This window comes from Weissella paramesenteroides (assembly GCF_036327715.1).
GTDB classification, from domain to species: Bacteria; Bacillota; Bacilli; order Lactobacillales; family Lactobacillaceae; genus Weissella; species Weissella paramesenteroides.
In genome coordinates this window covers 1,660,209-1,672,701 of record NZ_CP130559.1, presented here as the reverse complement: position 1 = coordinate 1,672,701, position 12,493 = coordinate 1,660,209, and the positions used below count along the sequence as shown (strand labels likewise).

General features: G+C 41.8%; 8 protein-coding genes and 4 tRNA genes. All 12 read left to right on the top strand.

The genetic code is table 11. From position 1 onward, the window contains the following. Positions 1-7: 7 nt before the first annotated feature. The 12 genes from QRX23_RS08420 (at position 8) to rpoB (ending at position 12,483) form a co-directional block, all read left to right on the top strand. A complete protein-coding gene (locus tag QRX23_RS08420) occupies positions 8-889 on the top strand; it encodes a F0F1 ATP synthase subunit gamma (protein ID WP_002828029.1) in 882 nt (293 codons plus the stop codon). Between the two features lie 44 nt (positions 890-933). Then, positions 934-2,334 carry a F0F1 ATP synthase subunit beta gene (gene atpD / locus QRX23_RS08415; RefSeq protein ID WP_002828028.1) on the top strand — a complete coding sequence of 467 codons (1,401 nt, stop codon included), beginning with the start codon at positions 934-936 and terminating at the stop codon, positions 2,332-2,334. A 17-nt stretch (positions 2,335-2,351) separates the two neighbouring features. Continuing rightward, positions 2,352-2,768: a F0F1 ATP synthase subunit epsilon gene (locus QRX23_RS08410; RefSeq protein ID WP_002828027.1), complete on the top strand. Its 417-nt coding sequence runs from the start codon at positions 2,352-2,354 to the stop codon at positions 2,766-2,768. 176 nt (positions 2,769-2,944) lie between these two features. Continuing rightward, positions 2,945-3,598 carry a deoxynucleoside kinase gene (locus tag QRX23_RS08405; protein WP_251940879.1) on the top strand — a complete coding sequence of 218 codons (654 nt, stop codon included), beginning with the start codon at positions 2,945-2,947 and terminating at the stop codon, positions 3,596-3,598. Positions 3,599-3,611: 13 nt separating this feature from the next. Continuing rightward, complete coding sequence (gene serS / locus QRX23_RS08400) at positions 3,612-4,895, top strand: serine--tRNA ligase (RefSeq protein ID WP_140836471.1); 1,284 nt, start codon at positions 3,612-3,614, stop codon at positions 4,893-4,895. Between the two features lie 244 nt (positions 4,896-5,139). Next, a tRNA-Leu gene (locus tag QRX23_RS08395) sits at positions 5,140-5,222 on the top strand. 20 nt (positions 5,223-5,242) lie between these two features. Beyond that, positions 5,243-5,315 (top strand) — tRNA-Thr (locus QRX23_RS08390). A 6-nt stretch (positions 5,316-5,321) separates the two neighbouring features. Further along, a tRNA-Gly gene (locus QRX23_RS08385) sits at positions 5,322-5,394 on the top strand. Positions 5,395-5,425: 31 nt separating this feature from the next. After that, positions 5,426-5,499: transfer RNA gene (locus QRX23_RS08380), tRNA-Arg, on the top strand. Positions 5,500-5,636: 137 nt separating this feature from the next. Continuing rightward, positions 5,637-6,113 (top strand): CtsR family transcriptional regulator, encoded by a 477-nt coding sequence (locus QRX23_RS08375; RefSeq protein WP_040760554.1) that lies wholly within the window; start codon positions 5,637-5,639, stop codon positions 6,111-6,113. Between the two features lies 1 nt (position 6,114). Next, positions 6,115-8,610, top strand: a complete 2,496-nt coding sequence (locus QRX23_RS08370; RefSeq protein ID WP_330155286.1) for an ATP-dependent Clp protease ATP-binding subunit — start codon at positions 6,115-6,117, stop codon at positions 8,608-8,610. 270 nt (positions 8,611-8,880) lie between these two features. Beyond that, entirely contained in the window at positions 8,881-12,483 is a 3,603-nt protein-coding gene (gene rpoB, locus QRX23_RS08365) for a DNA-directed RNA polymerase subunit beta (RefSeq protein ID WP_330156136.1), read from the top strand. The last annotated feature ends 10 nt before the right edge of the window (positions 12,484-12,493 follow it).

Below are 12,493 nucleotides of genomic sequence, written 5' to 3'. Positions count from 1 at the left end.
GCGATAAATGGCAGCTTCTTTACAAGATATTCAACGCCGAATTGCCTCAACAAAAAAGACGCGTCAAATCACGAGTGCCATGCAAATGGTCTCAACTTCTAAATTAAGTCAAATTCAACGTCATGGTGGTTCTTATACGGTTTATGCCGATGCCCTTCATGACGTTGTGGCACACCTAGCAACTGCACATATTAACAATGTTTCAGGAACGTTGCTTGAACAACGTCATGTTTCAAAGGTGGGATTCTTAGTCCTATCATCTGATCGTGGGTTAGTTGGTGGCTATAATTCAACGCTATTAAAGGAATTAATGGCTAGAATTACGGAACGTCAATTGACACCTGATCAAGTTGTTATTTTAGCGGTCGGTGGTAATGGTGCTGACTTCTTTAAGAAGCGTGGTTTTGATGTTGCATACGAATATCGTGGCGTATCTGATGTGCCAACCTTTACAGAGGTGCGGGAGATCGTTAAGACAGTCACGACAATGTATGATAACGAAGTCTTTGATGAATTAATTGTGGGTTATCAGCATTTTGTCAGTCGTATTTCTAACGAAGTACATCTTGAAAAGATGCTTCCAGTTTCAACAGAGGATTTGGAAGAATCTAAGGATGACAGTAAGTATACGGCCGACTATGAGATGGAGCCATCAGCTGAACAAATTTTGGGTGTTGTGTTACCACAATATGCTGAAAGTTTAGTATATGGTGCTATCATTGATGCGAAAACTGCTGAACATGCGGCATCTGCAAATGCGATGTCTTCAGCAACTGATAATGCCAAGGAAATTATTGATTCACTTGGTCTTCAGTTTAACCGTGCGCGTCAGAGTGCAATTACGACTGAAATTACAGAAATTACTGGTGGAATGGCCGCTTTGGATTAAAGCATCTTGCATCAGATTTATACGAATGAAGGAAGGAAACGACAATGAATACCGGACAAGTTGTTCAAGTCATTGGTCCCGTTGTTGACATTGCCTTTCCATCAGACTCAAAGATTCCAGATATTAACAATGCTTTGATTATCGATAAAGGTGATGATCAAACATTGACGGTTGAAGTTTCTTTGTCATTGGGTGATGGTGTCGTGCGTACGATTGCCATGGACTCAACTGATGGATTGCGCCGTGGAATGACGGCAACAGACACTGAAAAGTCAATCAGTGTCCCTGTTGGTGAGGCAACGTTGGGACGTGTGTTTAATGTGCTAGGAGAGCCAGTTGATGGCGGAGAAGCACTAGGAGACGACGTACAACGTGACCCAATTCACCGTGATGCACCTGCATACGATGAGTTGTCAACATCAACAGAAATTCTAGAAACTGGTATCAAAGTTATTGATCTATTAGCACCATATGTTCGTGGTGGAAAAATTGGTCTGTTCGGTGGTGCCGGTGTTGGTAAGACGGTGTTGATTCAAGAATTGATTCACAACATCGCACAAGGTCACAATGGTATTTCTGTCTTTACTGGTGTGGGTGAGCGTACCCGTGAAGGTAACGACATGTACTATGAAATGCAAGGATCTGGTGTTTTGAAGCAAACTGCCATGGTCTACGGTCAAATGAATGAGCCACCCGGTGCACGTATGCGTGTTGCCCTAACTGGTTTGACAATTGCTGAGCATTTCCGTGATGTTAATGGTCAAGATGTGCTATTGTTCATCGATAACATTTATCGTTTCACGCAAGCTGGATCAGAAGTTTCTGCCTTGCTTGGACGAATCCCATCAGCCGTTGGTTACCAACCAACATTGGCTACTGAAATGGGTCAATTGCAAGAGCGAATCACTTCAACAAAGAAGGGTTCAGTTACATCAATCCAAGCCGTTTACGTGCCTGCCGATGATTATACTGATCCTGCTCCTGCAACGACGTTCGCCCACTTGGATGCAACGACCAACTTGGAGCGTTCATTGACGCAACAAGGAATTTACCCAGCCGTGGATCCTTTGGCTTCAACGTCAACAGCCTTAGCACCAGAAATTGTTGGTCAAGAGCATTATGATGTTGCAACTGAAGTACAACACACACTTCAACGCTACCGTGAGCTACAAGATATCATTTCTATTCTAGGAATGGATGAATTGTCAGACGAAGAGAAGACGATTGTTAACCGTGCTCGTCGTATCCAATTCTTCTTGTCTCAACCATTCTCTGTTGCTGAGACATTTACGGGATTACCTGGACAATACGTACCATTGACTGAAACTGTACGCAGTTTCAAGGAAATTTTGGATGGTAAGTATGACCAATACCCTGAAGATGCCTTCCGTAACGTTGGTGCCGTTGAAATGGTAGCTGAAAAAGCTGCTCAAATGGCTAACTAAACAAAGGGGGCGGCGCCATGAGTGAACACACCCTACATGTTAAGGTGGTAACGCCAGATGGTGTGGTGTTTGGACATGAAACTGCATCATTGGTTGTGCTTGACACAACTAATGGTGATGAGGGAATCATGGCAAACCATGCACCGATTATTGCATCGTTGCACATTGGCGAGGTGAAGATTGTTGATGAAGAGGAAGGATTTGAAGAAATCATTGCGGTTAGTGGTGGTTTTGCAGAGTTCTCTGAAAATCAATTAACAATTGTGTCTGACAGTGCAGAACGTGCAAAGGACATTGATGTTGAGCGTGCTGAACAGGCTAAGGAACGTGCTGAGAAGCATATAGCTGCAAGCGATACCGATGATGTTGCACGTGCACAAGCTGCCTTAATGCGTGCGGTTAATCGTATTCATGTGGTTACTGGTAAAAAGTAATTCATGAAACGAATAAACGTTTATTAACAAAATCAAAGTCATCAAGCTACTGGCTTCAAGTTAGTAGTTTGATGACTTTTTTGTGTCAATATAGAGTTTATAAAACTAGGCGTGTTAGTCGGCGTAAAATTTGATAAAATAGACATAATATTGATTAAAGAAAGTAGGACAACAGGATGATCGTACTATCGGGAACTATTGGTGCTGGAAAGACCAGCTTAACAACGATGCTCGCAGAACATTTAGGAAGTGAAGCCTTATACGAATCCGTGGATGATAATCCTATTCTGCCATTGTTTTATGAGGACCCAAAGCGTTACGGATTTTTGTTGCAAAATTATTTTTTAAATAAGCGTTTGGATAATATCAAGGATGCACAAGGTAGTCAATTAAATGTGATTGATCGATCTATCTTTGAGGATTTATTATTATTTAAATTAAATGCAGACTTAGATAGAGCAACGCAAACTGAAGTGCAAATTTATGGTGATTTATTAAACAACATCATGGAACAAGTAGATTTTTCTGATAATGCTATTGTCAAGACACCGGATCTACTAATTTATATTCATGTTAGTTTCGAAACGATGTTGGAGCGTATTAAAAAGCGCGGTCGTGATTTTGAACAGATTGCAAATGATCCATCGTTATACAACTACTACAAGAGTTTGAATGAACGCTATGTTGCTTGGTTTGATGCTTATGACCGTTCACCAAAATTGAGTATTGATGGTGATCAGTATGACTTCGTTGCTGATGAATCAGCAGCGAAAGAAGTATTAGCATTGATTGATCATAAGATTGCGGAGCTAGGTTTAAAGGGTAACTAGGAGAATAATTATTATGTTAGATATGAAATTAATTCGTCATGAAACGGAACAAGTAAAAGAACGCTTAGCGACACGTGGTGTTGCACCTGAAGAAGTTGATGCTTTGGTAGCAGATGATGCCAAGCGTCGTGAATTATTGGTTCAAACTGAAGAGCTTAAGGCACGTCGTAATACGGTGTCAGACCAAATTGGTCTTAAGAAGCGTCAAAAAGAGGATGCTAGTGAAGTGATAGCTGAAATGCAAAAGGTTTCAGCAACAATTAAGGAGCTAGACGAGCAAGTAACGGCATTAGATAAGCAAATCCAAGACCGGGCACTGCATTTTCCAAACTTACCTAACGAGACTATTCCTGTTGGACCAGATGAGGATTCAAATCGTGAAGAGCGTCAATGGGGTGAAATTCCTACCTTTGACTTTACGCCTAAGGCTCATTTTGAAATCGGTGAAGAGTTAGGTATTCTAGATTTTGAACGTGGTGCCAAGGTATCTGGTGCCCGCTTTGTCTATTACGTTGGTCAAGGGGCTCGTTTGGAACGAGCTGTTTATAATTTTATGCTTGATGAACATCAAAAAGAAGGTTACAAGGAAATGATCACACCTTACCTTGTTAAGGATGAGGCGATGTATGGGACTGGTCAATACCCAAAGTTCATGGATGATGCTTATCGGGTTGGTACAAATGATGAAATGACATTGATTCCAACGGCTGAAGTACCACTAACAAATTATTTCCGCGAAGAAGTGATTGATGCTGAAAAATTGCCTTATAGTGTGACTGCACTATCACCTGCATTCCGTCAAGAAGCTGGTTCGGCAGGACGAGATACGCGTGGCTTGATTCGTATGCACCAATTTAACAAGGTTGAGATGGTTAAGTTTACTAAGCCAGAAGATTCATATCAGGCGTTAGAGGATATGACAGTTAATGCTGAAAGCTTGCTTAAAAAGCTAAATCTACCTTATCATGTCATTACGCTATCAACAGGTGATATGGGATTCTCAGCAGCCAAAACTTATGATGTGGAAGTTTGGATGCCACAACAAAATATTTACCGTGAGATTTCTTCAGTATCAAATACTGAAGCCTTCCAAGCTCGTCGCGCACGAATTCAATATCGTGATGAAAACGGTAAATTACAATTTGTGCACACCTTGAATGGTTCAGGTTTGGCAGTTGGTCGTACTGTTGCTGCAATTTTGGAAAATTACCAAAACCAAGATGGCACAGTGACGATTCCAGAAGTTTTGCGTCCATACTTTGGTGCAGATAAGATCGTGCCAGAAGATTCCTTATAATTAATACCATTTTAGCAAGCAGAGGCTGGGACATTTTCTTTTGTCCGAGCCTTTTTTGTTGGAAAAATAAAAAAACAGTTGCAGAAAGTGGTAAAACCTAGTAATATATATCGAGTGGTAAGTTGTTGTTAGCCATAACACGGTTATCATTGGGTATAAAAATCTAAATAAGTATTGACACTTATTGATTGATTAGGTATACTATAAAAGTTGTCTCGAGTGTTAAACTCGTTTGACGTCTGTTGCGGATGTGGCGGAACTGGCAGACGCGCTGGATTTAGGTTCCAGTGCCCCTAGGGCGTGCAGGTTCGATTCCTGTCATCCGTATATCGATTATCGATACAGAAGCCGACTTAGCTCAGCTGGCAGAGCGCTTCACTAGTAATGAAGAGGTCGCTGGTTCGAATCCAGTAGTCGGCATCCCATGCGAATATAGTTCAGCTGGTAGAACGCTACCTTGCCATGGTAGAGGTCGCGGGTTCGAATCCCGTTGTTCGCTTTCTTCCAAATGGGAAGCTTTAAATGAACATGCACCTATAGCGCAACTGGATAGAGTGTCTGACTACGAATCAGAAGGTTGAAGGTTCGAATCCTTCTAGGTGCATCAATTAAAAACCATCAAGAGAAATCTTGGTGGTTTTTGTGTCAATTGATGTTTTTTAAAAAGATGTGATTGTTTAGTGGCATTGTCTTGCAATGCGCCTTATAATTATGTCAATATTGGTCAAGGGGGTGAAGGACATGGCTGATTCAAATATGTCCGATAATATTGAGGCATACTTGAAACAAATTTTACAGCAGGCGAATGAAATTGAAATTCGTCGGGCTGAAATTGCCCGCCGCTTCAATGTTGTCCCATCACAAATCAACTATGTAATCAAAACGCGATTTGGTGCAGAGAATGGTTATTTGGTAGAATCAAAGCGTGGTGGTGGTGGCTATATTCGTATTGTGAAAATGGCACTACGAACAGAACCTGATCTCATTGAAGAAATGAGGCAGAGTCTCCCTGAAATTGTTAGCTTTAGAACAGCAACAGCAGTAATATCTAGCCTGTACCGAGAACAGATTTTGACACGGCGTGAAGGCGAGCTTCTATTAACAATGTTATCAAAAGAAGCGTTAGCAGTTGGCGATGCAACTATTCAAGGTCGTATTCGGGCTAGGTTATTACAGCAATTATTGAACCGTTTACGGTTTGAAAGTGAGCGTGATTAATATGGATAATCAATATACACCGAGTGCAAAGAACGTGCTAGTCGTTGCACAAGAACAAGCAAAATACTTTAAACATCAAGCTGTGGGTACTGAGCACTTACTACTTGCATTAGCGATTGAAAAAGAAGGTATTGCCAGCAAGGTGATGCAACAATTTAATGTGGTCGATGACGATATTAAAAGTCAAATTGAACAATTTACTGGCTATGGTACGCTATCTCGCGCAGAAAAAGAATCTTATTTGCCTTATTCACCAAAAGCAGCCGAAATTCTGCGCTTGGCAAACGAGAGTGCAACCAAATTACATCAAGAGCGAACGGGTACTGAACATTTCTTACTAGCCTTGTTGTCAGATGAAACAATCTTTTCATCACGTATTCTGATTAATTTAGGTGTGAATCCCCAAGAAATGCGCCGTGCAATTTTGCGTAAATTAGGTGTTAGTGAGACACCAAAGCGTCGTGATCCGCGACGTAAGCGTGGTGCTCAAGGGCAAGCGACTGAAGGTACACCAACTTTAGATGCGCTAGCCCGTGATTTAACCCAATTAGCACGCGATAAAAAAATGGATCCAGTTGTGGGACGTGAAACTGAGGTTAAGCGTGTCATTCAAATCTTGTCGCGTCGTACAAAAAATAATCCAGTTTTAATTGGTGAACCAGGTGTTGGGAAGACGGCGATTGCTGAAGGTTTGGCACAAAAGATCGTTGCTGGCGATGTACCATCAGACATGACTCAAAAACGGTTGATGATGTTAGACATGGGATCATTAGTTGCAGGAACGAAATATCGTGGTGAATTTGAGGATCGTCTAAAAAAGGTGATTGATGAAATCCAACATGATGGTCAAGTGATCTTGTTTATTGATGAGTTACACACATTGATTGGTGCTGGTGGTGCAGAAGGTGCCATTGATGCCTCAAATATTTTGAAACCTGCTTTGGCACGTGGTGAATTGCAAACTATCGGGGCAACGACCCTAGATGAATACCAAAAGTACATCGAAGCTGATGCTGCACTTGAGCGTCGTTTTGCACAGGTTACGGTCAATGAGCCAACGCAAGCAGATGCCATTGCTATTCTAAAAGGTTTGAAAGATCGCTATGAGCAACATCATCAAGTGGCAATTCCAGACGAGACAATTGTTGAAGCAGTTAAACTTTCAGTACGATATGTCACAGATCGTTTCTTACCAGATAAGGCAATCGATATTATGGATGAGGCAGCAGCTAAAGTCCGAATCGACCGAACGGGCCATGAAACGCCACTAGCAAAGCAACAGGAAAAATTGGCTGCATTGCGTCAGGAAAAGGATGCTGCGATTGAGCGTTTGGACTTTGAATTAGCTGCTGAATTGCGCAAAAAAGAAATGAGCCAAAAACGCCGTATTGACAAGCAGTTGGATGCGCAAGCCAAGAATGATGGTGATAGTGAAAGTCAATATGATCTTGTCTTATCACTGCATGATATTGCCGAGGTGGTTTCTGAGCAAACAGGTGTTCCTGTGACGCAGATGGAAAAATCAGAAAAAGATCGCCTAATGAACTTAGAAAAGGTATTGCATAATCGAGTTGTCGGCCAGGACGAAGCTGTTTCGGCAATTGCGCGTTCAATTCGTCGGGCACGTTCAGGTTTGAAAGATCCAAAACGACCAATTGGAACATTCTTGTTCCTAGGGCCAACCGGAACTGGTAAAACTGAATTAGCGAAGGCTTTAGCTGAAGCAATGTTTGGTTCAGAAGATAACATGATTCGTGTCGATATGTCAGAATATCGTGAAGCTTATTCAGCTAGTCGATTGGTTGGATCAGCACCTGGATATGTTGGTTATGAAGAAGGCGGTCAACTAACTGAAAAAGTTCGTCGTCAACCATATTCAGTGGTTTTGCTTGATGAAGCTGAAAAAGCGCATCCGGATATCTATAACTTGATGTTACAGGTCTTTGATGATGGCTTTTTGACAGATTCTAAGGGACGTAAAGTTGACTTTAGAAATACGATTATTATCATGACGTCAAATCTTGGCGCAACACGCCTTCGTGATGAGAAATCAGTTGGGTTCGGTGCTGTTGATAAGATGTCTGATTACAATGCGATGCGTGACACAATTATGCAAACGGTGAAAGAAACTTTCCGTCCAGAGTTTATTAATCGTTTGGATGAAGTCGTTGTCTTCCACTCACTAAATAAGGAAGAACTTCACCAAATCGTTAAGTTGATGTCAAGGTCAGTTTTGCAGCGCATCGGTGAGCAAGGATTTAAGGTAAAAATTACTTCAGCAGCAATTGATGTGATTGCTAAAGCTGGTTTTGATCCAGAATATGGTGCACGTCCAATTAGACGAGCACTGCAGTCAAAGATTGAAGATGCATTATCTGAAGAATTGTTGACTGGGAAAGTCACTGTTAATGATCAAGTCACGATTGGTGCCAAGGGTGGTGAAATTAATATCACCGTTAAGCAACCAAAAAATAATGTCGAAACAGTAACTGAATAAAAAATTTAAAAAGTAAGCGTTGACAAGAATTGTTTTTCTTGATAAAGCTTACTTTTTCTTGTATACTTATCATTAGTTTAATTGTGTATAAGACAACGGCTGACAGGAAATATTGTCCCTGAAAGCCTGCATAATAACGACAAGAGCGTTTTCAGGTATGGGGATGCTGTTGTCTTTTTTGCACTTAAAAACCGGTAAAAAGCAGAAAATGTAAACAAACTGTAATATAACTGGGTGCACAGTTGGCCAATTCAAAGCGAGGTGGAAAACTTGGTAGGAACGCTTGTAAAGTATGGTAAACACCGTGTTCGTCGTAGTTACGCACGAATCAAGGAAGTCCTTGATTTGCCTAACTTGATCGAAATTCAAACGGACTCATACAACTGGTTCTTGGATGAAGGATTACGTGAAATGTTTATGGACATTTTACCAATCGAGGACTTCCAAGGTAAGTTGTCTCTAGAATTTGTGGACTATAAGCTCATGGAGCCAAAGTACACAGTAGAAGAAGCACGTAACCATGATGCTAATTATTCAGCACCATTGCACGTTACGTTGCGCTTAACAAATCAGGAAACTGGCGAAATTAAGTCACAAGATGTTTTCTTTGGTGATTTCCCATTAATGACACCATCAGGAACCTTTATTATTAATGGTGCTGAGCGTGTTATTGTTTCACAATTAGTACGTTCTCCTGGTGTGTACTACAATGAAGAATTAGACAAGAACGGACGCCCAAATTACGGTACAACATTCATCCCAAGTCGTGGTGCTTGGTTGGAATTTGAGACAGATGCTAAGGGACTTAGCTATGTTCGTATTGACCGGACGCGTAAGTTGCCAATCACAGAGTTGGTACGTGCATTGGGTTATGGTTCAGACTCAGAAATCCTACAAATGTTAGGTGATCAATATGATTCTATCTCATTAACTTTGGACAAAGATGTGCACAAAGACATCGAAGATTCACGAGTTGAAGAGGCCTTGAAAGACATCTACGAACGTTTACGTCCGGGAGAGCCTAAGACAGCTGATTCAGCACGTGCCTTGTTGACTGCACGTTTCTTTGACCCAAAGCGTTATGATTTAGCACCAGTTGGTCGTTACAAGATCAATAAGAAGTTGTCATTGAAGTCACGCTTGATGGGCTTGACTTTGGGTGAAACTTTGGCTGACCCAGATACTGGTGAAATTATTGCCGAAAAGGGTACATTGATTGACAAGAAGGTTATGTCAGCATTGTCACCTTACTTGGATCGCGAAGATTTCAAGCGGACAACGTTCACACCTTCTGACGATGCAGTTGTTACGGAACCAATGGTTTTGCAAACAATTTTGGTTGAAAATCCAGAGGATCCAGAAAAGACACTACCAATCATTGGTAACGGTCAATTTGATCCAGCTATTCGTACAGTTAAGCCAGCCGATATCATCGCTGGTATGAACTACTTCTTGAATTTGCCATTAGGCGTTGGTACGACTGATGATATTGACCACTTGGGTAATCGTCGTATTCGTCGTGTTGGTGAATTGCTACAAAACACATTCCGTATTGGTTTGAGCCGTATGGAACGTGTGGTTCGTGAGCGTATGTCAATTCAAGACCCAGACACTGTTACACCACAACAATTGATTAATATTCGTCCAGTTGTTGCTGCTGTTAAGGAGTTCTTCGGTTCATCACAATTGTCACAATTCATGGACCAAACAAATCCATTGGGTGAATTAACGAATAAGCGTCGTTTGTCAGCCTTGGGACCTGGTGGTTTGACTCGTGACCGTGCCGGATATGAAGTTCGAGACGTTCACTATACACACTATGGTCGTATGGACCCAATTGAAACACCCGAAGGTCCTAACATTGGATTGATCAACTCATTAGCTACGTATGGACGTGTTAATAAGTATGGTTTCATTGAGACACCATATCGTCGTGTTGATTGGACAACTCACAAGGTTACTGACCGAATTGACTACTTAACAGCCGATGAAGAAGATAACTTCGTGGTTGCCCAAGGAAATTCTGTCCTAAATGAAGATGGTTCATTTGCTACTGATACTGTTTTGGCTCGTAAGAGTGATGAAAACGTTGAAGTGCCAATTGATCAAGTTGATTACATGGACGTTTCTCCTAAGCAAATCGTAGCGGTCGCTACCGCTGCCATTCCTTTCTTGGAAAATGACGACTCAAACCGTGCCTTGATGGGTGCCAACATGCAACGTCAAGCGGTTCCTTTGATTGATCCACATGCACCATTGATTGGTACTGGTATTGAATATAAGGCTGCTCACGATGCGGGTGTTGCGATTATTTCACAATACCCTGGTGTTGTTGAGTACGTTGACGGTCGCGAAATCCGCGTTCGTCGTGAAGATGGTTCATTAGATAAGTATGCTTTGATGAAGTTCCGTCGTTCAAATGCTGGTAAGAACTATAACCAACGTCCAATTGTTAAGGTTGGTGACAAGGTTGATGCTGATGAAGTATTGGCCGATGGTCCATCAATGGAACAAGGTGAATTGGCATTGGGTCAAAACCCATTGATTGCCTTCATGACTTGGCAAGGATATAACTTCGAGGACGCTATCATTATTAATGAGCGTTTGATTCGTGATGATGTTTATACATCAATCCACATTGAGGAATACGAATCAGAAGCGCGTGATACAAAGCTTGGCCCTGAAGAATTTACACGTGAAATTCCAAACACTGGTGAAGATCAGTTGAAGAACTTGGATGAGCGCGGAATTATTCGCATCGGTGCTGAAGTTGAAGACGGTGATATTTTGGTTGGTAAGGTAACGCCTAAGGGTGTGACTGAATTATCAGCTGAGGAACGTTTGCTACATGCTATCTTTGGTGAGAAGGCTCGTGAAGTACGTGATACTTCATTGAAGGTTCCTCACGGAGGTGGTGGAGTTGTCCAAGATGTTCGTATCTTCACTCGTGAAAATGGGGATGAATTGTCACCAGGTGTTAACATGATGGTTCGTGTCTACATCGCCCAACGTCGTAAGATTCAAGTTGGTGATAAGATGGCCGGACGTCACGGTAACAAGGGAACGGTTTCAGTTATCGTACCTTCTGAAGATATGCCATTTATGCCAGATGGTACGCCAATTGACATTATGTTGTCACCAATGGGTGTGCCTTCACGTATGAATATTGGTCAAGTACTTGAGTTGCACTTAGGTATGGCTGCCCGTGAATTAGGTATTCACGTTGCATCACCTGTCTTTGATGGGGCTCGTGACACGGATATTTGGGATGCCATTCAAGAAGCTGGTTTGCCAGCCGATGGAAAGTCAATTCTTTATGATGGTCGTACTGGTGAAGCATTCGATAAGCGTGTATCTGTTGGTATCATGCATTATATGAAACTAGCTCACATGGTTGATGATAAGATTCACGCCCGTTCAATCGGACCTTACTCATTGGTTACGCAACAACCGCTTGGTGGTAAAGCACAATTCGGTGGTCAACGTTTCGGTGAAATGGAAGTTTGGGCCCTTGAAGCTTATGGTGCTGCACATACGTTGCAAGAAATCTTGACATACAAGTCTGACGACGTTGTCGGACGTGTTAAGACTTATGAAGCCATTGTCAAGGGTGAGCAAATTCCTAAGCCAGGTGTGCCTGAGTCATTCCGCGTGTTAGTTAAGGAATTGCAAGCACTTGGATTGGACATGAAGGTCTTAGATGCTGATGAACGCGAAATTGAATTGCGCGATATGGATGAAGATGATTCAGTCCTTAATATCGCTTCAGCAGATAAGAAAACTGACAAATTAGCACAAGAATTTAATGCTGAAGGTGCTGGTAACACAGCAAATTCAGATAGTGTTGCAAACACTAATGATGGTGCTAATTAATTCATTAATT

Coding starts and splice junctions, on each gene's coding strand:
- QRX23_RS08420 (WP_002828029.1), top strand. CDS start 8: ATGGCAGCTTCTTTACAAGATATTCAACGCCGAATTGCCTCAACAAAA.
- atpD (WP_002828028.1), top strand. CDS start 934: ATGAATACCGGACAAGTTGTTCAAGTCATTGGTCCCGTTGTTGACATT.
- QRX23_RS08410 (WP_002828027.1), top strand. CDS start 2,352: ATGAGTGAACACACCCTACATGTTAAGGTGGTAACGCCAGATGGTGTG.
- QRX23_RS08405 (WP_251940879.1), top strand. CDS start 2,945: ATGATCGTACTATCGGGAACTATTGGTGCTGGAAAGACCAGCTTAACA.
- serS (WP_140836471.1), top strand. CDS start 3,612: ATGTTAGATATGAAATTAATTCGTCATGAAACGGAACAAGTAAAAGAA.
- QRX23_RS08375 (WP_040760554.1), top strand. CDS start 5,637: ATGGCTGATTCAAATATGTCCGATAATATTGAGGCATACTTGAAACAA.
- QRX23_RS08370 (WP_330155286.1), top strand. CDS start 6,115: ATGGATAATCAATATACACCGAGTGCAAAGAACGTGCTAGTCGTTGCA.